This is a genomic window from Micromonospora sp. NPDC004336 (assembly GCF_053602615.1).
The window spans coordinates 23858-49509 of the sequence record NZ_JBSGDY010000025.1 but is presented as its reverse complement, the minus strand read 5'-3'; the positions used below and the strand labels follow the sequence as shown (position 1 = coordinate 49509).

The following is a 25652-nucleotide window of genomic DNA, read 5'->3' as shown; positions in this document are numbered from 1 at the left end:
GGGGGGGCGGCGGGGGGGCGGGGCCGGGGGGGGGGGGGCCCCCCCGCGGCGGGGGGGGCGCCGGCCCCCCCCCCGGCGGGGGCGGGGCCGCCCCCCCCCCCGGGCCCCCCCCCCCCCGGCGCGACCCTCGGCGGCTACGCCCTGCCGTACGCGGCGGCGGCGGGCGCCCTGGCGGTCGGCTCCGGCGACCCGGTCGGGCCGGTGCCCGGGCTGCGCTGGGTGGGCGCGCCCGAGCTGCTGGCCGGCGCGGTGGCGCTGCTGCTGGTCTCGGTGCTCGGGCTGGCCGGCGTCGCCACCCGGCTACGGGTCTTCGTGGCCGGCGCCACCGTCGGGGCGGTCGGCGCGCTCACGGCGCTCCTGGCGCTGCCGCTCGGCCCGGCCGGCACGGCGGCGGTGCTGCTCTGCGTGCTGGTCTTCGCCGTGGGGGCGATCCCGCTGCTGGCGATCCGGCTCGGGAAGGTGCCGCTGCCCCCGATCACGCTGCCGACCGGCGAGCCGGGCAGCGCCGACCGCGCCCGGGACCTGCCCGACCGGGACCGCGTCTACGCGGCGGTGGCCCGCACCGAGGAGTCGCTCACCGGGATGCTGCTCGGCCACGCGGTGCTGACGGTCGGCGCCGCGCTGGTGCTCGGCCTCGCCGGCGGGGTCGCCGGCCGGCTGCTGGTGGCGGTCGCCGCGGCCGTGCTGCTGCTGCGCTCCCGGCTGTTCGTGGCGCTGCGCCACCGGGTGCCGACCGTGGCGGCCGGCCTCGCCGGGTACGCCGTCCTCGGCGCGGTCCTCGCGGCCGGCTCCGGCCCGGCCGGCCGGCTCGCGCTGGTCGTCGGCGGGCTGGCGCTGGCCCTCGTGGCGGTGGCCGCCGGCACCACGTACGCCCGCCGGCCAGTCTCCCCGTACGTCGGTCGGGTCGCCGACCTGGCCGACACCGCCCTGGTGGTCTCCGTGGTGCCGGTCGCCTGCGCGGTGCTCGACCTGTACGAACGGGCCCGCGGGCTGCTCGGCTGAGCGGCCCGCGGGCCCGTTCGACGTCGGTGCCGGGTCAGTGCGTGGACTCGCCGCGCTCCTCGGCCTCCTTGGCGCGCCGGTACGACGCCACGATCTCCGCCTCGGCCTCCTGCCGGCCGACCCAGGTGGCGCCCTCGACCGACTTGCCCGGCTCGAGGTCCTTGTAGACCTCGAAGAAGTGCTGGATCTCCAGCCGGTCGAACTCGCCGAGGTGGTGGATGTCGCGCAGGTGCTCCTGGCGCGGGTCCTCGTAGGGCACGCAGAGGACCTTGTCGTCGCCGCCCTTCTCGTCCGTCATCCGGAACATGCCGATGGTGCGGCACCGGATCAGGCAGCCGGGGAACGTCGGCTCGGGGACCAGCACGAGCGCGTCCAGCGGGTCGCCGTCCTCGCCCAGGGTGCCCTCGATGAAGCCGTAGTCCGCCGGGTACTGCGTGGAGGTGAAGAGCGTGCGGTCCAGCCGGATCCGGCCGGTCGCGTGGTCGACCTCGTACTTGTTGCGGTGGCCCTTGGGGATCTCAACCGTCACGTCGAAATCCATCTGCACGCTCCCTCGTTTGCCCACGCTGGCTAACGGAACCAGCGGCACGCCGCTCCCGCCGAGGTGAATGGTCCCTCGCGGGCTCCGGCCGCCGCATAGTGTTCGGACCGAAGTAGTGTCACCCAAGCAGTTTTCACGGGGGGAGGAGGGGGTCGTGGGGAGGGAAGATTCACACTACCGCCCGGAGGCCGGTACTGGACGAGGTACCGGGCGACCTGCTCCGGGCGGTGCCGCCGGGCGCTTCCGGGTGCCCGACGCCCACCCGCCCCGCACGCCCGCGCCGGCCGGCGACCCCGGCCACGGGTACGGCCCGCCCCCCGACCGCTCGGCAGCCCACCGGGACGCCCCGCCGCCCTGGCGTCCGCCGGCCGCCGCCGGCCACGCCGCTCCGCCCGGCGGAAGCGGCCACCCCGGCTACGGGCCGGCGCCCGGTCACGGCGGCCAACCGCGGTTCGGGTCCGGCCACGGACCGGCGTCCGGGCACGGCGGCCACTCCGAGTTCGCGCCCGGCACGGGCGGCCACCCCGGAACCGGACACGGCCACGGCGGTCCGGGCGTGACGGGCCACGGCGGTCCGGCTCCGGCCGGCCAGGCGCCGCGTCCCGAGGGGACCGACCTCTGGGCCGCCGCCGCGGCGCGGCCCGCCGGCGGGCCGCCCGACCGGGGCGCTCCGCCCCCGGCCGCACCCCCCGAGCCCGGCCCGCGCCGCCGCCGGGTCCTGCCCGTCGCGCTGGCCGCGGCGCTCGTGCTCGTACTGGCCCTCGTCGGGGTCGCCGTGGTCCGGCCGGGACCGGTCGCCGACTGGCTGGGCGACGAGCCGGCCGACCGGAAGACCGCGCAGGCGGCGGAGCCGGCGCCCGTGGCGGTGCTGGCGGGCGCGGACCCGAACGCCCCACGGCCCACCCCCGAGGGCGTACGCGCCGCGCTCGAACCGTTGTTGGGGCAGGAGGTCCTCGGCAGCCGGGTGAACATCTCGGTGGTCGACGCCGGCACCGGCGACCCCCTCTACGCCCGGGGCGGGGACGACCCCACCGTGCCCGCCTCGGTGACCAAGCTGGTGACCGCGGTGACGGTGCTGGCGGCGCGCGGTCCCACGTACCGCATCCCGACGCGGGCGGTCGCCGGCGCGAGTCCGGGTGAGGTGGTGATCGTCGGCGGCGGCGACCCCACCCTGGCGGTCGACAAGCAGGGCTTCTACCCGGGGGCCGCGCGCCTGGACGACCTGGCCGCACAGGTGCGCAAGGCGCTCGGCAGCACGAAGCCGACGAAGGTGACAGTCGACGGGTCGCTCTACTCCGGGCCGGTCCACGAGCCGGGTTGGGACGAGGACATCCCCACCGACGGCTACGGCAGCGCGATCACCGCGCTGATGACCGACGCCGCCCGCACCGACGTGCCGCGCGCCAAGCGGGACGACGCGAACGGCAACCACGCGGCCCAGCGGGCCCGGGAGCCCGACCTCGCGGCCGGCCGCTCGTTCGCCCGCCTGCTGGGCGTGCCGACCGACGCGGTGAAGCGCGGCAAGGCTCCCGCCGCGGGCGACGCCACGACGGGCGTGCCCGGGCCGGGCGCCGAGCTGGGCAAGGTGGAGTCGCTGCCCCTGAACCGGATGGTCGACGTCATGATCAGTGACAGCGACAACGTGATCGCCGAGGCGCTGGCCCGACAGGTGGCGCTGGCCCGCAACCAGCCGGCCTCGTTCGAGGGCGGTGCGGCCGCCATGGACGCGGTGGTCGCCGAGCTCGGGCTGCCGGCCGACGAGATCGACCTCGCCGACGCCAGCGGGCTCTCCCGGAACAACCGCATCAGCCCGTCCCTGCTGACCGACCTGATCGTCCTCGCCGGCAACGGCAGCCGACCGGAACTCGCCGTCATGTTCGGCGGGCTGCCCGTGGCCGGCTGGTCCGGCACCCTGGTCGACCGGTACGACACGGTGGGGAAGGCCGGTGCCGGTGTGGTGCGCGCGAAGACGGGCACCCTGACCGGGGTGCACGCCCTCGCTGGCGTGGTCACCACCGCCGACGGTCGGCTGCTCAGCTTCGCCGTGCTCACCGACCGGGTGCCGCACGTCGCCTCCGACGGCCCCCGCCAGGCCCTCGACCGGATCGCCGCCGCGCTGGCCGCCTGCGGCTGCGGCTGACCCGCCAGCGGCCCGCCGGGCCGGGGCCTGCGGGCCGGGCACGCCCGGCTCCGCCGACCAGCCCCATGGCCCGCCGGACCGGACGTCGACGGCCGCCGGGCACGGCCGGCCCCGCAGGCCCGCCAGCGGCCCGCCCGGCCGGGGCGCGGCTCCGGCCGGGGAAGGGCCGCTCTCGCGCGCCCGGCCGGGGTGTCCCGGCGCGGGTACGGTGGGTGCATGGCGCAGTTCGTGGACTGGGATCTGGCCGCCGCTACCGCGGGGGCGCTGGGCAAGTCGGGCCCCCGGGTGTCGTACGCCGAGGCCACCGACGTGGTCAGTGACCTGCGGCGGCTGACCGACGAGGCGGCGGGGCACGTCGCCGACTACACGGGCCTGCGCTCGCAGGTGGCGCACCCGCCCGTGCGGGTGGTGGACCGGCGCGACTGGGCGGCCACCAACATCGCCGGGCTGCGCGAGGTGATCACCCCGCTGGTCGGCCGGCTCACCAGGGACAAGCAGCCCGGCCCGCTCACCGAGGCGATCGGCTCCCGGGTGACCGGCGTGCAGGCCGGCACCGTCCTGGCCTACCTCTCCGGCCGGGTGCTCGGCCAGTACGAGGTGTTCTCGGCCGATCCGGGGCAGTTGCTGCTGGTCGCGCCGAACATCGTCGAGGTGGAGCGGAAGCTGGAGGCCGATCCCCGCGACTTCCGGCTCTGGGTGTGCCTGCACGAGGTGACCCACCGCACGCAGTTCACCGCCGTGCCGTGGATGCGGGCCTACTTCCTCAGCGAGGTGCAGGCCTTCGTGGACGCGTCGTCGAGCGGCGGCGAGCACCTGCTGGAGCGGCTGCGCCGCGGCGTGGCCACCCTCTCCGACGCGATCAAGGATCCGGAGAGCCGCACCAGCGTGCTGGACATCGTGCAGACCCCGGGGCAGCGGGCCGTGCTGGACCGGCTCACCGCGCTCATGACCCTTCTGGAGGGGCACGCCGAGTTCGTGATGGACGGCGTCGGCCCCGAGGTGATCCCGAGCGTCGAGCGGATCCGGGCGTCCTTCAACCGGCGCCGCGAGGCCGGCAACCCGCTGGAGAAGGCCATCCGCCGGCTGCTCGGCGTGGAGGTCAAGATGCGCCAGTACGCCGAGGGCCGCAAGTTCGTGCACGGGGTGGTCGACCGCGTCGGCATGGACGGCTTCAACAAGATCTTCGGTTCGCCGCTGACCCTGCCCCGCCTGGAGGAGCTCGGCGACCCGGACGCCTGGGTGGCCCGGGTGCACGGGCCGGTCGGCCCGGCGCAGGCCGTCGGCTGACCGCAGGCCCGTGCCCGCGCTCGCTCCACCGGTGGCCGCGATCCGGGTTGCGGTCCGCCGCGCCCTGGCCGACCTGCCCCCCGGCGGCCCGGTGCTGGTCGCCTGCTCGGGCGGCGCCGACTCCCTCGCGCTGGCCGCCGCCACCGCGTTCGTGGCGCCCCGGCTGGGTCGCGCCGCCGGCCTGGTGACGGTCGACCACGGCCTCCAGGAGGGCTCGGCGCGGCGGGCCGCGGCGGTGGTGGCGTGGGCCCGCGAGACCGGCCTGGCGCCGGTCGAGTCGGTCCGGGTCGACGTGTCGGGGCGGCCGGGCGGGCCCGAGGCGGCCGCCCGCGAGGCCCGCTACCGGGCGCTCGCCGACGTGGCCGGCCGGTGCGGGGCGACCGCGCTGCTCACGGGGCACACCCGCGACGACCAGGCGGAGACGGTGCTGCTCGCCCTCGCCCGGGGCGCGGGCCCGCGCGGCCTGGCCGGCATGCCCGCCCGGCGGGACCTCGACGGGGTGCCGCTGCTGCGCCCGCTGCTGGAGATCGGTCGGGAGCAGACCCGCACGGCCTGCGCGGTGCTGGGGCTGAGCCCCTGGGACGACCCGCACAACACCGACGCCTCGTACGCCCGGGCCCGGGTCCGGTCCGACGTGCTGCCCGCGCTGGTCCGCGCGCTCGGGCCGGGCGTGCTGGACAACCTGGCCCGCACGGCCCGGCTGGTCGCGGCGGACAACGCCGTCCTCGACGAGCTCGCCGCCGCCGCGCTGGCCGACGTCCGCCATCCCGACGGCGGGCTGGCGGTGCGGGCGCTGGCCGCCCTGTCGCCCGCGGTGCGCGGCCGGGTGCTGCACGCCTGGGCCCGGGAGCTGGGCGCCGCGCCGGCCGCCCTGTCGCACCGGCACGTGACCGCGCTGGACACCCTGGTCACCGCGTGGCGGGGGCAGGGGGCCGCCCACCTGCCCGGTGGCCTGCGGGTGGTCCGCCGCGACGGCCGCCTCACCACCGTCGTTCCCCACTGACCGCTCCCGGCCCGCCCGGCTCCCGGCGCCGGCGCGCGGGGACCCGGCGGCGGTGGGGGGCCTCCGGGGGGCAACGGGAGCCGCCGGGAGGCGGTAGACATGGCGGATGGCGTACCCCCGACAGCCGCTCTTCGCGCCGCACGGCGCGGTGGCGACGAGCCAGCCGCTGGCGGCGGCGGCCGGCCTGGCGGTGTTGCGGCGCGGCGGCAACGCCGTCGACGCCGCCCTGGCCACCGCGATCACCCTCACCGTGGTGCAGCCCCCGTCCAACGACATCGGCGGCGACCTGTTCGCGATCGTCTGGGACGGCGGGCGGCTGCACGGCCTCAACGCCTCCGGCCGGTCCCCGGCGGCGCTGACCCGCGAGCGGGTGCTCGCCGCGACCGGCGGGCGCGGCGCGGCCCCGGTCGAGGCGCTCGGCGGGGCGCAGTCGGCGGGGCCGGCGATGCCGGCGCGGGGCTGGCTGCCGGTGACCGTGCCCGGCGCGCCGGCCGGCTGGCGGGACCTGCACGACCGGTTCGGCTCGCTGCCCTTCGCGGAGCTCTTCGCCGACGCGGTCGGGTACGCCGAGCACGGCTACCCGGTCTCCACCGGCGCGGCGGCGACCTGGTCCCGGGCGTTGGCCGCGCACGCCGGCCTGACCGGCGAGGAGTACGCCGAGTTCGGCCGGGTGTTCGCCCCCGGCGGCCGGGCGCCCCGGGCGGGGCAGCGGTGGCGCAATCCGGACGCGGCGCGGACCCTGCGGCGGATCGCGGAGACCGGGGCGGAGGACTTCTACACCGGCGGCATCGCCGAGGCCCTCGACGCGTACTCGGCCCGCACCGGCGGGCTCCTCACCGGCGACGACCTGGCCCGGCACACCTCCTCCTGGGTGACCCCGGTGTCCGCGCGCTACCGGGGCCACGACGTGTGGGAGCTGCCGCCCAACGGGCAGGGCCTGGCGGCGCTGCTGGCCCTGCGCATCCTGGACGGGTCGGAGCTGGCGGCGCTGCCCCTCGCCGAGCGGCTGCACCGGCAGATCGAGGCGGTGAAGCTCGGCTTCGCCGACGCGCACGCCCACGTCGCCGACCCGGAGCGGGTGCCGGTGCCGACGGAGGCGCTGCTCTCGCCCGGGTACGCCGCGTCCCGGCGCGCGCTGATCACCGACCGGGCCGGTACGCCGACCGCCGGCGACCCGGAGCGCGGGGGCACGGTCTACCTGTGCACCGCCGATGCCAGCGGCATGATGGTCAGCCTGATCCAGTCGACCTACCTGGCCTTCGGCTCGCACGTGGTGCTGCCCGGGCACGGCTTCGCGCTGCAGAACCGGGGGCTGGGGTTCCGCCTCGACCCGGCGCACCCGAACGTCGTCGGGCCGGGGAAGTGGCCGTTCCACACGATCATCCCGGGCTTCCTGACCCGCGACGGCCGGCCCGTCGGGCCGTTCGGCGTGATGGGCGGGCACATGCAGCCGCAGGGGCACGTGCAGCTCGTCTCGGCGACCCTCGACGGCGGGCTCGACCCGCAGGCCGCGCTGGACGCGCCGCGCTGGTACTGGCACGCCGGGCGGTCCGTGCTGGTGGAGCCGGAGCTGGTCGACACCGCCGAGGGCCGGGCGGCCGTCGCCGAGCTGCGGGCCCGGGGCCACGAGGTCGCCGTCGCGGCGGAGCCGGCGGTCTTCGGGTACGGGCAGGCGATCTGGCGGCTGCCGGAGGGTGGCTACGTCGGCGGCTCCGAGTCCCGGGTCGACGGCGGCATGGGCGGCTGGTGACCGGCCGGGCTGCCCTGCGGTAGGCCGGCGGTGGGCTCGGAGAGGCCGGGTGGCGGGCCTGGCCGGCCCGGCCCGGGCGGGCCGGCGTCAGGGCGGGGCGCGGGCGGGCCGGTGTCAGGGCGGGCGGCGGGCCCGGGCCGGGCGTCAGGCCCCGACGCGGTCGCGGAAGGTGGTCCGGTAGGTCAGCGGCGTGGCGCCGACCCGGCGGACGAAGTGGTGTCGCAGCGCGGCCGCGTCGCCGAAGCCGGCCCGGTCGGCGACGGCCTCCACGCTGAGCCGGGTCTCCTCCAGCAGCCGGCGGGCCAGCAGCACCCGCTGGTTGGTCAGCCAGTGGTGCGGCGTGGTGCCGGTCTCGGCCCGGAACCGCCGGGCGAAGGTGCGCGGGGTCATGCCGGCCCGCTCGGCCAGCTCGTCGACGGTCACCGGCTGGTCGAGGTGCCCCATCAGCCACTCCAGCACCGGCTCCAGGGTGGGCGCCTCGGGGGTCTCGGGGATGGGCGCCTCGACGTACTGGGACTGCCCGCCGTCGCGGTGCGGGGGGACGACCATCCGCCGGGCCAGCCGGGTGGCCGTCGCCGAGCCGTGCTCCTGGCGGATCAGGTGCAGGCAGGCGTCGATGCCGGCCGCCGTGCCGGCGCTGGTGAGCAGGCGGCCGTCCTGGACGTAGAGCGAGTTGCACCGGACCTTCGCGGTGGGGTGACGGCGTTGCAGCTCGTCGACGTGTATCCAGTGAGTGGTGCACTCCCGGCCGTCGAGCAGCCCGGCCTCGCCCAGCACGAACGCCCCGGAGCAGACGCTCAGCACGTGCGCCCCGCGGTCGGCCGCCCGGCGCAGCGCGTCGAGCACCCGGTCAGGGACGGTGGCGTCCTGCTCGTGGGCCGGCACGGCGACCAGGTCCGCCTCCTCGACCGGACCCAGGTCGTCGTGCGGGGTCAGGTGGAAGCCCGACTTGGTGCGTACGGGCGCGCCGTCGGGGCTGCACACGTCGAACCGGTAGCCGGGGAACCCGTCGGCGGTGCGGTCGGTGCCGAAGACCTCCGCGAGGACGCCCAGCTCGAACGCGGTGACGCCCTCCATGGCGATGACGGCGACCGACCTCAGCATGTGACGAGGGTAACCCGGGGGTTGGCAGGAAATCGAGGGGGAGTGGCATTCCTGCCACTGTCCGGGCGGTGTCGCCCGGCGCAGACTGGTTCCAGTCCGGTGCGCACCGGCGGCGAAACCCACACCATTCGTGCGAAAGCGAGCGCCGCCATGGAGTTCCTGTTTCTGCTGCTCTTCGTCGCCCTCCTCGCGGTGGCCTCGGTCGCCGGCCTCACCGCCGACAGCCGGGACTCCGCCGACTGGAAGGCGACCGACGACGGCCGCCGCTGGCGGTCGCGTACCAGCTGAGGTGATTGGCCGCCTTCGCGGAGTTCATCCCGGGCGGGACCGCTCCAAAAGGGGCGGCCCCGCCGACGGAGGCCGTCGGGCGTACGGCAGGCTAGGAGTCATGGCTGACGGCTCCTGGTACGACGCCGACATCGACCACGTGATCATCTCCGAGGCGCAGATCCGCGAGAAGACCGCGGAACTCGCCAAGCAGGTCTCGGCGGACTACGCCGACGTCGATGACGGGCTCCTGCTGGTCTGCGTGCTCAAGGGCGCGGTGATGTTCATGGCCGACTTCGCCCGGGCGCTGGGCCGCAACGGGCCGCCCGCCGAGCTGGAGTTCATGGCCGTCTCCTCCTACGGCCAGGGCACGACCTCCTCCGGCGTGGTCCGCATCCTCAAGGACCTGGACCGGGACATCGCCGGCCGGCACGTGGTCGTGGTCGAGGACATCGTCGACTCCGGCCTGACCCTCTCCTGGCTGCTGCGCTACCTGGAGTCCCGCTCGGCGGCCAGCGTCGAGGTCGTCGCGCTGTTCCGCAAGCCGGACGCCGTCAAGGTGCCGGTGCCGGTCAAGTACGTCGGCTTCGACATCCCCACCGAGTTCGTCGTCGGCTACGGCCTCGACTTCGGCGAGCGCTACCGCGAGCTGCCGTACGTCGGGGTGCTCAAGCCCGAGGTCTACGCCCGGGCCTGAGTCGCCCCCGCATCGGCTTCCATCGAGCGGACGTTCAGCGGGCTCTCAGTCAGTCGGACTACGGTATAGGCCGGTGGCGTGGAGGCACCCTCCACGCCCGACCCCTCGAACCGCGGGACCGGGCGGTCGGGTGGCCGGGCGCGGGGCTCGCGTCACGTCGGCTGGACCCGGTTCGCCCGACGCGCAGGTGCCGGGCTCGCGAGGTCGCCGGGCGCGCACGACGATGTTCCGTTCGTGCGCGGCTGCGGGGCTCGCAAGCTCACTCCTCGCGCGCACGGTGTACCGTCGAATGACCGCGGCGCGGCAGTTTCGTGCCTCGGGGTCGAGCCGGCCCGCAAGGCGGCTCCGGCCGCCGCCCAGGCGGCGACACCATCAGACGGTCAGGACGTCGATCAGGAGGATGCGGGCGCCTCGGCGCTCGACAACAGCATGGAACGTACGCGTTTCTTCCGCCGACCGGTGGTCTGGATCATCCTGGTCATCCTCGGCGCCGTTGTGCTCAGTCAACTGTTCACCGCTGGTCCCAGCTACCACCGGGTGGACACTTCCGTTGCGCTCGACCAGCTCAACACTTCCAAGATCAAGAAGGTCGTCTTCCAGGACAAGGAGCAGACGCTCCAGCTCGACCTGGCCGAGAAGACCAAGTTCGGTGACACCACCACCGACCGGATCGAGGCGCAGTTCCCCTACGAGGTCGGCGACGAGGTCTGGAACGAGGTCCTCGAGGCCAAGGCCAACAACCGGGTCACCGGCCCGGCCGACGCCAAGGTGTCGTCCGACAGCATCTGGGTGAGCCTGCTGGTCAACCTGCTTCCGATCGCCCTGCTGGTGCTCCTGCTGCTCTTCTTCATGTCGCAGATGCAGGGCGGCGGCTCCCGGGTGCTCAACTTCGGCAAGTCCAAGGCGAAGATGATCACCAAGGACACGCCGAAGACCACGTTCGCGGACGTGGCCGGCGCCGAGGAGGCCGTCGAGGAGCTGCACGAGATCAAGGACTTCCTGCAGAACCCGGCGAAGTACCAGGCCCTGGGCGCCAAGATCCCCAAGGGCGTGCTGCTCTTCGGTCCGCCCGGAACCGGTAAGACGCTGCTGGCCCGCGCGGTCGCCGGCGAGGCCGGGGTGCCGTTCTACTCGATCTCCGGCTCGGACTTCGTCGAGATGTTCGTCGGTGTCGGCGCCAGCCGGGTCCGCGACCTCTTCGAGCAGGCCAAGGCGAACGCCCCGGCGATCGTCTTCGTCGACGAGATCGACGCCGTCGGCCGGCACCGCGGCGCCGGCATGGGCGGCGGCCACGACGAGCGCGAGCAGACCCTGAACCAGCTGCTCGTCGAGATGGACGGCTTCGACACCAAGGGCGGGGTCATCCTGATCGCCGCCACCAACCGGCCGGACATCCTCGACCCGGCGCTGCTGCGCCCGGGCCGCTTCGACCGGCAGATCCCGGTGGACGCCCCCGACATGGAGGGCCGCAAGGCCATCCTGCGGGTGCACGCCAAGGGCAAGCCGTTCACCCCCGACGTCGACCTCGACTCGGTGGCCCGGCGCACCCCGGGCTTCAGCGGCGCCGACCTGGCCAACGTGATCAACGAGGCCGCGCTGCTCACCGCCCGCAAGGACCAGCGGGCGATCACCAACGACTCCCTGGAGGAGTCGATCGACCGGGTGATCGCCGGCCCGCAGCGCCGCACCCGGGTGATGAGCGACCAGGAGAAGAAGATCACCGCGTACCACGAGGGTGGGCACGCGCTGGTCGCCTGGGCGCTGCCGCACGCCGCGCCGGTGCACAAGGTGACGATCCTGTCCCGTGGCCGTTCGCTGGGCCACACCCTGGTGCTCCCCACGGAAGACAAGTACACCCAGACCCGGGCCGAGATGGTCGACACCCTGGCGTACGCGCTGGGTGGGCGGGCCGCCGAGGAACTGGTCTTCCACGAGCCGACCACCGGCGCCGGCAACGACATCGAGAAGGCCACCCAGCTGGCCCGCGCGATGATCACCCAGTACGGCATGAGCTCCAAGCTCGGCGCGATCAAGTACGGCACCAGCGGCGACGAGCCGTTCCTCGGCCGCAACATGGGCCACGAACGGGACTACTCCGACGCCGTCGCCGCCGAGATCGACGGCGAGATGCGGGCGCTGATCGAGCTGGCCCACGACGAGGCCTGGGAGATCCTGGTCGAATACCGGGACGTCCTGGACAACATCGTGCTGGAGCTGATGGAGAAGGAGACCCTCTCCACCGCCGACATGGCCCGGATCTGCGCCCGGGTGGCCAAGCGGCCGCCGATGGCGCCGTACAACGGCTTCGGCAAGCGTCAGCCCTCCACCGAGCCGCCCGTGCTCACCCCGGCCGAGAAGGAGGCGCTGAAGGTGCAGGCGCAGGCCGACGGCGCCCAGGCGACGGTCGGCGGTACCGCCTCGAGCAGCTCCTCGAACAACTCGGACGGTACGCACTGAGCACCGACGACGCGACGGCCAGCTCCCGGGACGACCGGGGGCTGGCCGTCTCCGCTACCGAGCCCGACGGCGACGACGCCCTCGACTACGTGGCCGCGCGTCTGATCAGCGGCAAGCTCACCGGTGGGCCCGTCGAGGACACCGTCGACCTCGGGCGGATCGAGAAGGCGGTCCGCGAGATCCTGATCGCCGTCGGCGAGGATCCCGACCGCGACGGTCTCCAGCAGACCCCGGCCCGGGTGGCCCGCGCGTACGCCGAGCTCTTCGCCGGCCTGCGGGTCGACCCGGCCCAGGTGCTCAGCACCACCTTCGAGGCCAACCACCAGGAACTGGTGCTCGTCCGGGACATCGACGTGATGAGCCTCTGCGAGCACCACCTGCTGCCGTTCCGGGGCAGCGCCCACATCGGCTACATCCCCGGGCCGGACGGCCGGATCACCGGGCTGTCCAAGCTGGCCCGGCTGGTCGAGGTCTTCGCCCGCCGGCCCCAGGTCCAGGAGCGGCTCACCTCCCAGATCGCCGACCTGCTCATGGAGCGGCTCGCGCCGCGCGGCGTGGTGGTGGTGCTCGAATGCGAGCACATGTGCATGGCGATGCGCGGCATCCAGAAGTCGGGCGCCCAGACGATCACCTCTGCCGTGCGGGGCACCCTGCAGAACGACGCCAAGTCGCGCGCCGAGGCGATGGCGCTGATCATCCCCCGCTGACCGACGACCGACGACCGGCCGGTCGACCCGCACCCGGGTCGGCCGGCCGTCGTGCGTCGAGCCGCCGGCCCTGCCGTAGCCGTGTGGGCCGTCGCGCGCGTCGAGCCGCCGACCCTGCCGCAGCCGTGTGGGCCGTCGCGCGCGTCGAGCCGTCGGCCCCGCCGCAGCCGTGCGGGCCGGTGCGCGGCGGTGCGCGGCGGTGCCGCTCAGCCCGCGAGCATCGCGAGCAGCAGGCCCGCGCTGACCAACACCGCCGGGACCAGGCACACCAGCGCGCCCAGCCGGGCCGTGCGGTCCACGCGGCCGCCCTCCGCAGGCGGGAAGAGCCGGCCGACGCCGAGCCAGCCCGCCGCGAACGCCACCGCCGGCATCGGCAGCCCGAGCAGCAGCGCGACCACGGTCGCCACCCCGGAACCGGTCGCCACGAACAGCGCCACCTGGACCAGCGGCACCAGCAGCGCCAGCGGCGCGTACACCAGCAGGTTGCGCGGCCGCGCCGGCAGGGCGGCCAGGCGCGGCAGGCCGCGCGCGGTCAGGGCGGCGTCGGCCGCGTCCGCGCGGCCCCGCGCGGCGCGCAGCGCGGTCAGCACCGCGGCCGGCCCGCCCGCCATCGACCGGGCCGCCTCCGTCAGCTCAGGCGGCGTCGGGACCAGCGAGATCGGCGGTACGCCCCGCTCGCGCAGCCGCGTCTCCTGCGACGCCAGCCGGGCGCGGACGGCCGCCAGCTCCTCCCGGGCAGCCTGCACCGACCGGGCCTGCTCGCCGGCGGCGGTGGCCGCGTCCCGGCGTACCCCGTCGAGCTGCCGGGCGGCGGCGAGGTACTCGGTCCACGCGGCGGCCACCGGGTCGCCGCCCGCGACGGCGCCCGACGGCGTCGCGGTCCCCGCCCGGGCCGGCGCCGCCCCGGCGGCCGCACGCTGCCGCCCCGGACCGGCCTGCGCCGTCCTGCTCCGTGCCCCGTCGCGGGTCATGCCGGCTCTCCCTCCTCGGCGAAGGGGACCAGCACGACGCCCCGCTCGCCGGGAGAGTCCCAGAGCACCGCCCGGCCGGGCCGGGGCCGCCACTCGACCGGCCGGCCGAAGACCGACGCGAGCTGCGCGCCGGGCAGGTCCACCACGGCCACCGCCGCGAGCTTGTCCACCTCGCCGTCCGGCTCCAGCAGCGCCGCGAAGGAGGGCGCCGTCCGCCAGCGGCCGAGCAGGTGCCGGCCGGCGGGCGGGCCCTCGCGCAGCAGCGCGCGCAGCCGATCCGGGGGCAACTGCTCCGGTGACGGCACGTCCAGGCCGAAGACCACCAGGTAGGCCGGCTCGGCGTCGTCCACGGCGGCGAGCAGGCCAGCGGCGTCCACCGTCTCGACCGGATGCCGCCCGCCCAGCTCGGCGGCCAGGGCGTCGACGAGCGGCCGGCAGCCCTCGTCGGGCGCGGCGAGCACGAAGCGGGCGGTCCCCGGCGGATGGTGGGCGGCGGTGCTGCGCGCCGCCGTGGCCAGGAGCCCGGCCGCCTCCGGGCCGGGGCCGAGCACAGCCAGGTTGCGGCCCGGGGCGGGCCCCAGCGGCACCGCGACAGTCGTCCGGGGCACGTCCACCGCCCGGCCCAGCAGCGCGGCGGGACCGGGCGCCCGCCCGGCCAGCGCGGCCCGGTGCCGGGGATCGTTGCGCAGCAGCGGACGGGCGTAGCCGGCGAAGACCACCGGCGGGGCGGCCCCCTCCGGGCGGGCCGACCAGAGCCGGCGCCGCAGCTCCGCCACGGTCTCGGGATGGTCCTGCGGGTCGGGGAAGCGCACCATCCGCTCGTGCCCCCGGATCGCGCCCCGGGGCCCGCCGAGCCCGCCCGCCGTGTTCACCACCGCGCTGCCCACCGGCAGCCCGGCGGCCGAGTCGTTCGTCGGCTCCAGCACCGCGCCCCCGCCGGGCAGCGCCACCCGTACCGGGAACTGCCCCAGCACCGAGTCGCGGTCCGTACGCGAGCCCAACCCCAGGTCGCCCTCGCCGGCCAGCACCAGGTGCACCCCGTACGCGCGCCCGGCGCGGGCCAGCGCGTCCAGCCGGGCGGCGACGTCCGCGGCGAGCCGGTCGCGCTCGGCGAACAGCAGCGGGAGATTGTCCAGCACGCAGACGATCCGGGGCATGGCCCGGTGCTGCCGCAGCTCGGCGAAGCGCTGCCCGCCCGCCCGGGTGCCGGCCTCCTCCCGGCGGCGCACCTCCGCCGTCAGCTCGTCGAGCAGGCTCAGCACGTATTCCCGGTCGGCGGCCAGCGCGGCCGCCCGGACCTGCGGGATCCACGAGCGGTCCCGCTCGGTCTGGAGGAACTCCACGAAGGACTCGGCGTCGGCGAGGTCCACCAGATAGAGGGTCAGCTCGTCGGGGCCGTACCGGGCCGCCAGGCCGAGCAGCGCCGAGGTGAGGAACGTGGACCGGCCCGCGCCGGAGCGGCCGCTCACCAGCCAGTGCGGCGTCAGCTCCGTGAACCCCAGCGACACCGGCCGGCCGCCCGCGTCGCCGACGGTCGTGGCGAGCCCGTCGACGGCGGTCGCCGCCCACAGCTCCCCGTCGGGCGGCGGCAGCAGATCGGTCAGGGCCAGCCGGGAACCCGCCTCCACCTGGCCGGCCAGCCGGCGGCAGACCGCGTCGACGAGCTCGGCCGGCGGATCGGCCTCGATGAAGACAGGGGAGTTCAGCCCGCCCGGAGGGTCGGCGCCGGGACCCGCGAACGACCCGCCCGGCGGATCACCCAGCAGCGCGTACGCGTTGCGGATCGCCAGCGTCGTCGCCTGCGGCAGCGGTGCCCGGTCGGCGTGCGGGCCCGCCGGGGGCCAGCCGGCCACCACGAGGTGCAGCCCCGCGGACCGGCCCTGCTCGGCCAGCGCCTCGACCCGGGCCAGGTCGGTGGGACCGGTCTGCTCCGGCAGCGCGGCGATCACCAGCAGCAGCGTCCGGTCGTGCCGGCGGCGGCCGCTCGCCCCCGGAGCCACCCACTGCTCGGCCTCGGTGAGCACGGCCCGCAGACCCGCGACGTCGACCGCCGGCGGCGGCAGCAGACCCGCGTCCGCCAGCGCCGCGAACGACGCCAGCGCCTCGCCCGTGGCGTCCACCGCGCGGACCAGCAGCGCCCCCGCCGGGGTCGCCGCCAACACCCGCAGCAGTACGGCCCGGAGCAGCCCCGCCACCCGGGGATCACGCGCGTCGGCGTCCACCGCGAGATGCCCCGCCCCGAGCAGCGGCACCAGCGCGGGAAAGCGCGCGTCGTCCAGCGGCGCCGCCGTACCGACCCGGACGAACGGGGGCGGCCCCTCGCCGGCCGGTGCGGTCGGGTCGACCGTCTCCAGGGCGGCGCCAGCCCAGCCGGGGGCGAGCACCGCCGCCGCCGACCGGAGCCGGTCCGCCAGCTCGTACTGCCGGTGCTGGTCGGCGGGGACGGGGCGGGTGTCGTCGAGGATGCCGGCGGCGGCGGACGCGGTGGCGGCGGCCCGCCGGTGCAGAGCGGCGGCGCGGTTCGTACGTGCCTTCGGACCCGTCACCGCGTCCACCCCCTCTGCCCGAGGTTGGCAACCCCTCCCCGCGCAGAGACGGTAACCCAGCCGGAGCAGCTCGTCCGGGATGCGCGGCGGCGCTGCGCCGGTGTTGTCGTGGATCTCACCAATGGGGAGTGGTCCGTCACGATCCGCTGCATCTGGGGCATTGGGTCTCCGGGCCCCAGCCGCTAGCCTCAGAGGGTGGAATCAGTGCAGCCCCCCGCCGGTTCCCAGGTCTCCCGCGTACCGGCGCAACGGCCCCCCTCCGACCACCTGGCGCCGCCGTCGACGGCGCCGGCGCCGGAGCGGCCGAAGCGGCGCACGCGCACCGTCCTGACGGTCGTCGCGAGCGTCCTCGCCGCACTCGTCCTCGGCGGCGTCACCGCCGGTTACATCCTCTACAACCGGGCAACGGCACCGGACCGCAGCGCGCCCGACGTGGTGGTGGACAACTACCTCCGCGCGTTCCTCGTGGATCGCAACGACACCCGAGCAGGCCTCTACACCTGTGAGGGAGCGGGCGAGATCGGGGAGCTTAGGGCGCTGCGTGAGGATCTGGTCGCACGCGAAAAGCGGTTTGCGACCACATTCACGATCAGTTGGGGCAGTCTGCAGGTCCAGAAACAGGGCGACAACGCCGAGATACAGGTAGACCTGATCATTTCCGCCTACGTCGACGGGATCTCGCAGAGCGATAGACAGCCCTGGCGGTTCACGACTCGGCGCGATGGCGAGTGGCGGGTCTGCGCGGGGTCCAGGCTGGCCTGACTGTCACTCGACCCAGAGCAGGTGGACCGGAACCTCCAGGGTGGTCGGTGACTGACCCCGCCAGGCCCAGCGGTACCACTCCACCTCGGGCGTCACCCGCACGCAGATGTCGCCGTCGGCACCCGAGTAGGTCTCGGTGACCGCCCGTAGGTCCCGGTGCTCGACCGACTCCACGACGTGCACCACCCGGCGGCCCGTCACGGCGTCCGCCTCGAAGACGGGGGTCGGCGCGCGGTGCGCCGGGGCGTCCAGGGAGACGAGGCGGATGCCCGCCTCCCGGTCGACCGGCGCGTCCGGCCGCCGGGTTCCCACCGTCTCCACCCAGACCCGCTCCACGGGCACCAGCGGGGCGAAGACCTCCACCTGGTCGGACTCCGCCCGGTACCACTCGTGTTCCGGGATGACCGGCACGTAGGTGCGGCTGCCCTGCACCATCCGCTCATCGGCCCGCAGGTCGCCACGCCAGCCCAGCCCGGGCAGCCCGACCAGCACCCGCCGCCCGCGTAGCTCGACCCGGCCGGTGGCCGGCACGATCGCTATCGGCCGGGGCGGCCGGGGGGCCCAGTCGGGCTGGTCGGCGAACGGGTCGGGAAGCGGCTCGCTCATGGTTCCGAGCGCCTCATGCGGCGCCCTTGAGCGGGGCGCCCCGCCTCTGCATGAACGGCACCGGGTCGGTCGCGCCCCGGCTGCTGCGGTCCGCATCCTCGTGCACCTCGAAGTGCAGGTGCGGGCCGGAGGAGTTGCCGCTGCTGCCGACCTCGCCGATGACCTCTCCAGCCTTGACGGTCTGGCCGACGGAGACTCGGGGCTTGCTCACCATGTGGCAGTAGCGGGTGATGAAACCGCCGGCGTGCAGGACGTCGACGAACCAGCCGCACCCACCCTTGTTGGGCCAACCGTCGACGTCGCAGCTGAGCCGTCCGCGATTGTCGGGGTCACAGCGGGAAACCAGGACGCGGCCGGTGGCCGCGACCCGGATCAGGGTGCCCTTCGGGGCGGCGATGTCGACCCCGTGGTGCCCAGGCCGGCTAGCCGTGCGGAAGCCCGACCCGACGCCGCCCGGGATGGGGGCCGTCCAACCCGAGGCGGCGATCTCACCGCCGGCGGCCCGGTCGCACGCCTGCTTCCCACCGACCAGCACGGTCCGGGCCGCCCCGCCGGCCAGGGCGTTGACGATCTGCGAGGCGACCTCCTCGTGCTTGGCGTAGGCGTCCGGGAAGGCGCTGATCTGCACGGCCTGGGCGGCCCGCGTCAGCGGCATCCGCTCCCAGCCGGGCACCTTGACCAGCTTCTCGTAGAACTTCCGGGCCGCGTACTCCGGCGTCATCCGCTGCGCGACGCTGCCCCAGCTCGCCCGCTGCTGGAAGAGGCCGACGGAGTCGTGGTCGGCTCCGACGCCCTCGTTGGGGAGGTCTCCCGACTCGGCGACGGTCCGGTTCGCAAGGTTGAGGAGGCGGGACTCCTGCATCGCGGTCGCCACGGCGATGACCCAGCCGCGCGGCGGGACCTTCATCTCCTGCCCCACCTTGATGATCCGGGTGGCGTTGCGGAGCTGGCGCTCACCGTACTGGGACATGCGGGGCATGCTGCCCCGAATGTCGACCCGGAAGTCCTCCTTGCAGTCCAGACTCGCCGGTGTCATCCGGTCGTCGGCGTCGCCGCCCAACTCCGTCAGGAAGAAGGCGCCGGCGCCGCCGGTGCAGCACAGCAGGGCGAACGCCGCGGTCAGCGCGACAGCCAGCGCGCCGAGCCGGAGCTGTCGAGGGCGGGGTCGGGTCTCGTCGCTCATTCCTGCTCCCAGTCCACCACGTCCACCAGCCACCGCCCGTCGGGCGCCACCAGCTCGAGGCGAAGCCGTCCCGTGTCGAGCGGGATCAGCACCTCGACGAAGTTCTCGGTCCGGGGTTGGAGCGTGACCTCGCCGGTCACCTGCGAGGCCGGCACCCCCGCCGGGTCGACGCCGGCCAGCTTCTCGGTCAGCGCCGGGGTCGACAGCGGGCGCAGCGCCTCCTGCCACTGGTCCGCCGTGATGTCCGGCTTGCCCAGCCACGCGGCGACGAAGCGCTCGGCGGTCTCCTGTGGGGTGGGCTCGCCCGGGCGGGTGACCGGGGACGGGGGAGCGCCCGTCGAAAAGGCCCCGTCGTCACCGGCGGTCGGGGCGACCGTGGTGATCGGACGGCTCGGGCGGTTGCTCAGGCCGTCCGTCGGGTCACCGGGGCCGGAGACCAGCCGGGCTGCTCCGATGACCCCGAACACCACGACGGCGAGGGCGAGCGCGATGCCCAGCCGGGACCGGAGCACCCGGGTGACGAGGAATTCGACCGCCCGACGCACCGCACTCACCGTGCCTCGGTGCGAATCCGCGGAGCCGGCCGTTCCGGCTCACGCTCTGCGGAGCCCGGACGGTAGATGACGAACGACGGGTTCTCGTCGGGCACGTCCGGCTCCGTCCAGGTGGCCGGCTGTCGGCGGCGAGGGCGGGGCGCGACGGGGCGCGGGGCCTCCCGTTCCGCGGTCTCCGGAGCGTCGGCGGCCTGCTCGCGGCCGTCGGGCCGCTGCCGTTCCTGGCCGTCGCCCGTGGAGGCGTGCGAGGGATCCTCCCGCCGGGCCTCCGGCCGCAGGGTGCTCTTCTCCGCCACGACCGCGCGGCGCCGGCCCATCGCCGGCTCAGCCGTGCCGCCGGGCTCCGCGACGTCGAGCCGGGCGGCGGTGCGCATGTCCCGGAAGAAGCGCCGGTGCCACGAGCCGGCCGAGCTGACGGCCTCGCTGCTGTCCTTGCCGCCGAGTTGGGTGATCCGCCGATAGGGACGCAGGAGCAGCCAGCCGACCACGCCGCAGAGCCAGACCAGCACCACCTGGAGCCAGCCGGGGAGCGTCGGCGTGCTCATGATGAGATCGACCGCGAAGAGATAGATCGCGGCGCCGGTGCCGAAGATGGCGATGTTGAAGACGGCGGCGACCACCGCGTTCCCGAGCCGGCGCAGCCCCGCGCTGGCCGGCCTCAGCAGGCCCACGGTGCCGAGGATCGGCGCGGCGATCACCGCCCAGCGGAAGATCAGGAAGCCCAGCAGCACCAGCAGCGAGGCGGTCAGGTCGAACATCGCGAAGAGCAGGGCGGCGAGCACCGCTATGAAGCCGGCGCCGATCCGGTCCATGTCCCGGACGCCCTGGAGGTACTCGTACGCCTCCGGGTCCTCCGTCTCGATCTGCTGTGCGACCCGGGCCCACTGCTGCTGCTTGGCCTTGATGGTGGCGGGGCGGGTGGCGGGATTCGACCGGAGCTTCGCCGCCTCCTCCCAGGAGAGCGACTTGGCGTCGTAGAGAGCCGGACCGTATTTCTTCGCCGTCTCGCTGTCGGCCGAGCCGAGCACCCCCCGTAGCCAGTTGCGATAGAGCATCGCCTCGGTCGCCGTGTCACTGGCCCGAACGGCGGGCGGCCGCTTGTCGATGCACGCATCTGGGTTGGGCAGGGCACATTTGTCTGCAGGAATGTCCTTGGAGGCCGGGCCGACGGCGTCGTGCACCACGCCGAGTGTCGTGACGAGGGTGCCGTCGGCGATGTTGGCCGACTTGACCGGCCACGCGGCGAGGGCGGTCACCGCCACCATCACCAGCAGTGCCCAGCCCGCCGTGGTCATGGCGTTGCTCATGTCCGACTGGCGGGAGCGCCAGAGCAGGTAGAGACCGACCACGCAGAGCGTGACAATGCCGAAGACGCTGAACACCTTCTGGTAGACGGCCTTGGTCGCCTGGTCCACCAGCGGGTCCGCCCAGCCCCACATCGACCGCGGATTCCAGGCGCGCTCGCGCAGCGCGTTCGACGCGCCGACGATCGCCGTGGCCATCATGAACTCGCCGTTGGCCACCGTGTTCGTGAACTTGTAGTCCGGGTGCAGCACGGCCGTCGCACAGCCGCTGTCGACGTCGTACGTGGAGTAGCTGTAGCCGGCGTATCCGTAGTCGCTGTAGAAGCCCTTCGGGCCCGGTTTCGTGGCCGATTCCGGACGCGAGGCGAACCAGCCGGCGAGGCCGGAATCCGGCGCGCTTGGGGTCGGCGCGTTCCGGCACTTCACCTCGGTCTCGGCGACCTCGTTGAGCTTGGCGACGCAGGCGCGGAAGTCGGCCTGCCACTCCTGCGTCGTGCAGAGGTCGGCTGCCGCCTGGGTCGTCAGCGGCGCCGCGGAGGCCGGCGTCGCCCCGAGGGCCGGCCAGCCGATCGTGGCCACGGCGAGTACGCCGAGCGTGAGCAGGAACGCCGCCAGCCGTGCCCGGGCCCGCGCCATGTCACGCCTCCTCCGGCAGGAGGGCCGGCAGCACCCCGGCGGCCGCGGCGATCGCGGCGGGGGTGGTGTCGAGATGGTCCAGGAGCCCGTCGACGTACGAGACGTCGACCCTGACCTTCTGCACCCGACCGTCGACGTCCCGCATCACGAACTCGCGGAAGCCGAGCCGCGCGGCCGACGTCGCATCCGCCGTCGACAGGGAGGCCAGGGTCGCCTCGTAGCCGTCGTTGACCGGAACCCGCAGCAGGCGTAGCGCCTCGGAGGCGATCTCGGCGTCCTCGGCGATCCGGCCGACGAAGACCGTGGAGACCAGGTTCTGCACGTCGAGACCGAGGATGTCGCGCGGGTTCTGCGAGGCCACCAGCGCGGCCAGGTTCCACTTGCGGGAGTCGCGGGCGAGCCGGACCAGGAAGGAACGCCCGGAGCGCCATCCCTCCATGAAGTGCGCCTCGTCCAGGCCGACGAGCTTGCGGGACGACATCGACCCGCCGTAGCAGCGGCGTACGGCCAGCCGGTGCGCGGTGTGCAGCATCGGCAGGGCGAGCGCCTCCTCGGCCGACCAGTACTCGCGCTCGATCTTCAGGTCGGGCAGCCGCAGCCCGGCCATGGTGATCACGGTGAGGGCCGCATCCGCGCCGAGCAGCCCCTCGGGTGGCCGCCCGAAGAAGAGCATGGCCAGCGGCATCTCGGCGGTGTCCAGCAGGAGGTTGGCCAGTTCCTTGCCGGCGTCGTCGTCGAGCTGGCTGAGGCAGGCGACCACGTCGTCCAGGGTGGAGGTCTCCTCCGCCGGCACCTGGCGTACGGCGTGCCGGAACAGCGTGGCGGTGGACGCCTCGCGGGCCACCTGCGGCGGCACCAGCATCATGCAGATGTCCTGCACGAGCATGCGCCGCTCGGCGCGGGCGTTGGAGACGGCGATCTCGAACTCCCGGTCGCCCGCCGCCCCGCTGCCGAACTCGCTGCGCAGCGGCGTCGGGATCAGCGAGTATGGCGCGAGGGTGCCGTGCTCGGAGCCGGTCAGGTTCAGCACCCGCGAGTACGGCCGCAGCTCGGGCATGGCGCAGAGCCGGGCGAGCGGGCCGGACGGGTCGAGCAGCGTCACCTGGACACCGCGCCGGGCCGCCAGATAGCCGAGGGCGCCGAGCAGGGTGGACTTGCCGCCGCCCGGTTCGGCGACGAAGACGGCGAGCCCGGAGCGTTCGCGTACTTCCATCGGGAAGTGCAGGTCGAGGAAGACGGGCCGGCGGCAGGTGCCGGCGGTGCGCCCGATCAGGTCGCCGCGCCGGTCGCCGACGGTGGAGGCCGCCTGCGGGAGCGCCGCGGCGAGCAGGTTGACCGGCATCCGCCGGACGTAGCCGGTGTTGGCGATCGGCTCACCGGGGATGAACTCGCGGGCCAGCCAGTCCTGGTTCTTCGGGTGTTGCAGCGAGATGCGCAGCTCGCGGGAGTAGAGCTGGATCAGCCGCCGGGCCCGCTCCAGGCACTCCTCGCGGGTCCGCCCGCCGACCGCGATGCGGTGCCAGCCGTGCGCCCGGGCGGAGTCCACCGGCAGGCCGGTGGTCATCTCGTCGCCGATCACCAGGGCCCGCTTGGCCAGCCGCTCCAGCTCGGGCGGGGCGTCGATGCCGTGCTCGGCGTAGTCGAGCTGTTGGGAGCGGATCATTCGCAGCCGGTGCTCGAGGTTTCGGAAGGAGTCGCCGGAGCCGAGGATGTCGACCCGGGTGGAGATCTCCATCGGCCAGGGCAGCCGCTCGTGGAAGTGCAGCCAGGGTTCGTGCCGTTCGGGGATCTCCAGCGGCTCCATCCGGCCCACCGCCAGCACTGCGACGTGCCGCTCCTCGCCGGTCATCCGGTTGACCAGCTTGACCGTCGAGCCGTAGGGGGTGCGGTAGCGCTCGACCTGCTCGGTCAGGGCGAGCAGGTCGCCGCGTTCCCACCGCCCGTCGGTGATCGGGGAGAGCCGGCCGGGCGGCGCCATGCAGAGCGCCACCGAGCGGTAGAGCAGCCACTCCAGCTCCTGCGCGGTGACCCGCCGCCCGCGCATGCCGAACGCCCCGAGCACCTCGTCGAACTGCTCGACGGTGCGCCCGAGCTTGCGGCGCTCGCCCTCGGCCACGCCGCGGCCGAAGGTGCGCAGCAGCCGCTCGGTCAGCGAGTCGCCGAGGGAGCGGCGGGCGAACGTGACGCCGAGGTAGGTCTGCCCCTCGGCGTGGTTGACCGAGAGCAGGTGCCGCTGCGCGGCCACCAGGTGGTCGGCCCAGCCGGCGGTGCCCGCAACGTCGGGCAGCGGGGCGGGGGTGTGCGCGTCGATGGTGCGGGCCCACTCGTCGGCGGGGAACGGCCGGGTGGTGCGGCGCAGGTGCAGCCGGAAGCCGGCCAGCCCGGCGTACTGCTCCGAGATCGCCGAGAGCAGCGCCTCCCGCTCCGCGTCGGGCCGGAACGCCCAGCGCACCTCCGGCAGCCAGTACCAGGCGGTGACGGTGTTGGGCGTGAAGGTCAGGTGACCGGCGATCTCGGTGATGGCCAGCTCGACCGAGGGGTCCCGGTCGCCGAACTTGATCTTCGGCGGCTTGACCCGGACCGGCTTGACCGGCTGGTTCCGCCGGCCGGCGGAGCGCTGGCGCGGTGGCGTCACCTCGCGGCTCGCGCGCTCCGGCAGCCGCTCCCCGGACCGCCGGGACGGCTGCTCCGCCGACGCCGGGGCGGCTGGCGCGGGCAGGGACGGCGCGGACGGGGGCGGGGGCGGCGGGGCGGCCGGCTCCTCCGCCGGCGGGTGGAGCGTCGGCAGCCGGTCCCCGGCCTGCTGCGGCACCCGCGCCGACCGGGCCGGCGGCTCGTACGCGAGGGCCGGCGGCTCGTACGCGAGGGCCGGCGGCACGTGCGGGCCGGCCGGCGGCTCGTGCGCCTCCGAGGGCGGCTCCACGGCGGGCGCCCGGTCGACCGGGCCGGCGGGACGGCCGGCGGGCGGCGGGTCGGCCGGGCCCGGCGGGGCGGGTTCGACGGCGGCCGGCTGCTGCGGGATGGCCCGCTGCTCCCGCCCGGTGACCCGCTGCGGCGTGGCCGGTCGCGCCGCGCCGGGCCGGGTGCCGCCGAACAGGTCGAGGAAGGGCGAGTCGATGTCGGCGCTGTCCGTGGGCGGGACCGGGCCGGCCGGTGGCGTGCGGCGTTGCGCCGGGCGGGGCGCCTGGAAGACGCCGACCCCGCCGTGCCCGGGCGTGGTCACCAGGGCCGGGTCGAGGACGACCTCGTCCCGCTCGGGGTCGTCAGCGTAGTCGAACGACCGCGCACGGTTACCGTTCGGGGCGGCCGGACGCCCGGCCGGGGATCCCGGCGTGGAAGAGCGACTCATGCGACCGCCTCACCCGCGTCGTTCGACTGCCTGATCGACGTACGCCCGGTCATGCCAGTTCCTCCCGGATCCTGATCCGGCTGCCGATCAGGCGGGGGTCCCGCTGCTCGGCGGCCGGCTCCCGGGTGCGTCGCCAGTCGGTCAGCGCGGTGCGGATCACCATGCGCGCCGGCCGGTCCGGATCGACGTACCGGAAGATGAACGAGGTGGTCACGATTGCGAGCGCGATCTCCCAGGCGGGGAAGAGCTCGACCTGCAACGTGAACAGCCAGTGGATGAACATGTAGAGGGGGACGAGCAGCATGAACAGCCCGTACTGGGCGTAGGGCAGGTGGACCGGAAGGGTGTAGCCGGGCGGCCCGAGGTAGACCAGGCGGGCCCGGTAGATGTCGTCGTCGGTGCGCAGCCGCATCTCGTGCCCGCGCCTATTCGAAGATCAGGTCGATCAGGTAGTCGCCGATGAAGAAGAGCGTGGCCGCTCCGGCGATGAAGGCGAGCCCGACGATCGCGATGGCCGAGCTGGTCAGCACCTTGGAGATCTCGCCCCGGCTGGCCCGGCCGATGAAGATGACGCCCAGCACGGCCAGCAGGATCGGGGCGATCTTGCTGGCGAAGAAGGTGACGACGCCCTCGGTGTCGATGCCCTTCGGCGCCGGCTCGGCGAGTGGAGTCGACGCCAGGGTGGAGAGCGTGTGGGCGGCGGCAGACGTCACCGTCTCCATCAGCTCGATGGCGATCACTGGAACCTCCCCAAGTCGCGGCCGGCGGTGCCGCGGTGGTGCAGTA

Annotated in this window: 21 protein-coding genes; 10 read left to right on the top strand and 11 right to left on the bottom strand. The window is 75.1% G+C overall.

Annotated elements, in window-relative coordinates:
* Positions 1-1002: type VII secretion integral membrane protein EccD (locus ACWENR_RS08605; RefSeq protein WP_452276394.1), on the top strand; the 1002-nt coding region annotated here is incomplete at its 5' end.
* 34 nt (positions 1003-1036) lie between these two features.
* Here ACWENR_RS08605 and ACWENR_RS08600 read toward each other — a convergent pair.
* Positions 1037-1543: an inorganic diphosphatase gene (locus ACWENR_RS08600; RefSeq protein ID WP_452276393.1), complete on the bottom strand. Its 507-nt coding sequence runs from the start codon at positions 1541-1543 to the stop codon at positions 1037-1039.
* A gap of 718 nt (positions 1544-2261) precedes the next feature.
* Here ACWENR_RS08600 and dacB point away from each other — a divergent pair.
* From dacB to ACWENR_RS08580, 4 genes are all read left to right on the top strand, one after another.
* Entirely contained in the window at positions 2262-3683 is a 1422-nt protein-coding gene (gene dacB / locus ACWENR_RS08595) for a D-alanyl-D-alanine carboxypeptidase/D-alanyl-D-alanine endopeptidase (RefSeq protein ID WP_452276399.1), read from the top strand.
* 216 nt (positions 3684-3899) lie between these two features.
* Positions 3900-4970, top strand: coding sequence for a zinc-dependent metalloprotease (locus tag ACWENR_RS08590; RefSeq protein ID WP_452276392.1), 1071 nt, complete (start codon positions 3900-3902; stop codon positions 4968-4970).
* Between the two features lie 10 nt (positions 4971-4980).
* A complete protein-coding gene (tilS, locus tag ACWENR_RS08585; RefSeq protein WP_452276391.1) occupies positions 4981-5973 on the top strand; it encodes a tRNA lysidine(34) synthetase TilS in 993 nt (330 codons plus the stop codon).
* Between the two features lie 106 nt (positions 5974-6079).
* Positions 6080-7723, top strand: coding sequence for a gamma-glutamyltransferase family protein (locus tag ACWENR_RS08580; protein ID WP_452276390.1), 1644 nt, complete (start codon positions 6080-6082; stop codon positions 7721-7723).
* Between the two features lie 144 nt (positions 7724-7867).
* Here the strand turns inward: ACWENR_RS08580 and ACWENR_RS08575 are convergent, their stop codons facing one another.
* A complete protein-coding gene (locus ACWENR_RS08575) occupies positions 7868-8827 on the bottom strand; it encodes a GlxA family transcriptional regulator (RefSeq protein WP_452276389.1) in 960 nt (319 codons plus the stop codon).
* A 150-nt stretch (positions 8828-8977) separates the two neighbouring features.
* Here ACWENR_RS08575 and ACWENR_RS08570 point away from each other — a divergent pair, with 150 nt between their 5' ends.
* From ACWENR_RS08570 to folE, 4 genes are all read left to right on the top strand, one after another.
* Positions 8978-9115, top strand: coding sequence for a hypothetical protein (locus ACWENR_RS08570; RefSeq protein WP_452276388.1), 138 nt, complete (start codon positions 8978-8980; stop codon positions 9113-9115).
* A 100-nt stretch (positions 9116-9215) separates the two neighbouring features.
* Complete coding sequence (hpt, locus tag ACWENR_RS08565) at positions 9216-9791, top strand: hypoxanthine phosphoribosyltransferase (RefSeq protein WP_091101431.1); 576 nt, start codon at positions 9216-9218, stop codon at positions 9789-9791.
* Positions 9792-10220: 429 nt separating this feature from the next.
* A complete protein-coding gene (ftsH, locus tag ACWENR_RS08560; RefSeq protein ID WP_452276387.1) occupies positions 10221-12248 on the top strand; it encodes an ATP-dependent zinc metalloprotease FtsH in 2028 nt (675 codons plus the stop codon).
* A gap of 41 nt (positions 12249-12289) precedes the next feature.
* Positions 12290-12955, top strand: a complete 666-nt coding sequence (gene folE / locus ACWENR_RS08555) for a GTP cyclohydrolase I FolE (protein WP_452276398.1) — start codon at positions 12290-12292, stop codon at positions 12953-12955.
* A 206-nt stretch (positions 12956-13161) separates the two neighbouring features.
* Here the strand turns inward: folE and ACWENR_RS08550 are convergent, their stop codons facing one another.
* Entirely contained in the window at positions 13162-13926 is a 765-nt protein-coding gene (locus ACWENR_RS08550) for a hypothetical protein (RefSeq protein WP_452276386.1), read from the bottom strand.
* Positions 13923-16481: an FtsK/SpoIIIE domain-containing protein gene (locus tag ACWENR_RS08545; protein WP_452276385.1), complete on the bottom strand. Its 2559-nt coding sequence runs from the start codon at positions 16479-16481 to the stop codon at positions 13923-13925. Before ACWENR_RS08545 ends, ACWENR_RS08550 begins: the two co-directional genes overlap by 4 nt.
* A 195-nt stretch (positions 16482-16676) precedes the next feature.
* Here ACWENR_RS08545 and ACWENR_RS08540 point away from each other — a divergent pair, with 195 nt between their 5' ends.
* Positions 16677-17234, top strand: a complete 558-nt coding sequence (locus ACWENR_RS08540; protein WP_452276397.1) for a hypothetical protein — start codon at positions 16677-16679, stop codon at positions 17232-17234.
* Between the two features lie 3 nt (positions 17235-17237).
* On the opposite strand, the gene ACWENR_RS08535 is transcribed toward ACWENR_RS08540, so the two are convergent.
* Genes ACWENR_RS08535 through ACWENR_RS08505 form a run of 7 tightly spaced genes read right to left on the bottom strand, consistent with a single transcriptional unit; the run spans position 17238 to position 25606 of the window.
* Positions 17238-17840: a hypothetical protein gene (locus ACWENR_RS08535; protein ID WP_452276384.1), complete on the bottom strand. Its 603-nt coding sequence runs from the start codon at positions 17838-17840 to the stop codon at positions 17238-17240.
* Positions 17841-17853: 13 nt separating this feature from the next.
* Positions 17854-19023, bottom strand: coding sequence for a M23 family metallopeptidase (locus ACWENR_RS08530; protein WP_452276383.1), 1170 nt, complete (start codon positions 19021-19023; stop codon positions 17854-17856).
* Positions 19020-19577, bottom strand: coding sequence for a hypothetical protein (locus tag ACWENR_RS08525; RefSeq protein WP_452276382.1), 558 nt, complete (start codon positions 19575-19577; stop codon positions 19020-19022). The genes ACWENR_RS08530 and ACWENR_RS08525 overlap by 4 nt, the downstream gene beginning before the upstream one ends.
* Positions 19574-21517, bottom strand: a complete 1944-nt coding sequence (locus ACWENR_RS08520; RefSeq protein ID WP_452276381.1) for an MFS transporter — start codon at positions 21515-21517, stop codon at positions 19574-19576. Before ACWENR_RS08520 ends, ACWENR_RS08525 begins: the two co-directional genes overlap by 4 nt.
* Before the next feature lies 1 nt (position 21518).
* Complete coding sequence (locus ACWENR_RS08515) at positions 21519-24866, bottom strand: ATP-binding protein (protein ID WP_452276380.1); 3348 nt, start codon at positions 24864-24866, stop codon at positions 21519-21521.
* 49 nt (positions 24867-24915) lie between these two features.
* Positions 24916-25278, bottom strand: a complete 363-nt coding sequence (locus ACWENR_RS08510; RefSeq protein WP_452276379.1) for a hypothetical protein — start codon at positions 25276-25278, stop codon at positions 24916-24918.
* 13 nt (positions 25279-25291) lie between these two features.
* Positions 25292-25606, bottom strand: a complete 315-nt coding sequence (locus ACWENR_RS08505; RefSeq protein WP_091101477.1) for a hypothetical protein — start codon at positions 25604-25606, stop codon at positions 25292-25294.
* Between the last annotated feature and the right edge of the window lie 46 nt (positions 25607-25652).

Excerpts from the sequence above, each read along its gene's own strand:
- ACWENR_RS08570 (WP_452276388.1), top strand. The coding sequence starts at position 8,978 with ATGGAGTTCCTGTTTCTGCTGCTCTTCGTCGCCCTCCTCGCGGTGGCC.
- ACWENR_RS08575 (WP_452276389.1), bottom strand. The coding sequence starts at position 8,827 with ATGCTGAGGTCGGTCGCCGTCATCGCCATGGAGGGCGTCACCGCGTTC.
- ACWENR_RS08600 (WP_452276393.1), bottom strand. The coding sequence starts at position 1,543 with ATGGATTTCGACGTGACGGTTGAGATCCCCAAGGGCCACCGCAACAAG.
- ACWENR_RS08590 (WP_452276392.1), top strand. The coding sequence starts at position 3,900 with ATGGCGCAGTTCGTGGACTGGGATCTGGCCGCCGCTACCGCGGGGGCG.
- ACWENR_RS08580 (WP_452276390.1), top strand. The coding sequence starts at position 6,080 with ATGGCGTACCCCCGACAGCCGCTCTTCGCGCCGCACGGCGCGGTGGCG.
- ACWENR_RS08520 (WP_452276381.1), bottom strand. The coding sequence starts at position 21,517 with ATGGCGCGGGCCCGGGCACGGCTGGCGGCGTTCCTGCTCACGCTCGGC.
- hpt (WP_091101431.1), top strand. The coding sequence starts at position 9,216 with ATGGCTGACGGCTCCTGGTACGACGCCGACATCGACCACGTGATCATC.
- ACWENR_RS08515 (WP_452276380.1), bottom strand. The coding sequence starts at position 24,866 with ATGAGTCGCTCTTCCACGCCGGGATCCCCGGCCGGGCGTCCGGCCGCC.
- ACWENR_RS08550 (WP_452276386.1), bottom strand. The coding sequence starts at position 13,926 with ATGACCCGCGACGGGGCACGGAGCAGGACGGCGCAGGCCGGTCCGGGG.
- ACWENR_RS08530 (WP_452276383.1), bottom strand. The coding sequence starts at position 19,023 with ATGAGCGACGAGACCCGACCCCGCCCTCGACAGCTCCGGCTCGGCGCG.
- ACWENR_RS08535 (WP_452276384.1), bottom strand. The coding sequence starts at position 17,840 with ATGAGCGAGCCGCTTCCCGACCCGTTCGCCGACCAGCCCGACTGGGCC.
- ftsH (WP_452276387.1), top strand. The coding sequence starts at position 10,221 with ATGGAACGTACGCGTTTCTTCCGCCGACCGGTGGTCTGGATCATCCTG.
- ACWENR_RS08510 (WP_452276379.1), bottom strand. The coding sequence starts at position 25,278 with ATGCGGCTGCGCACCGACGACGACATCTACCGGGCCCGCCTGGTCTAC.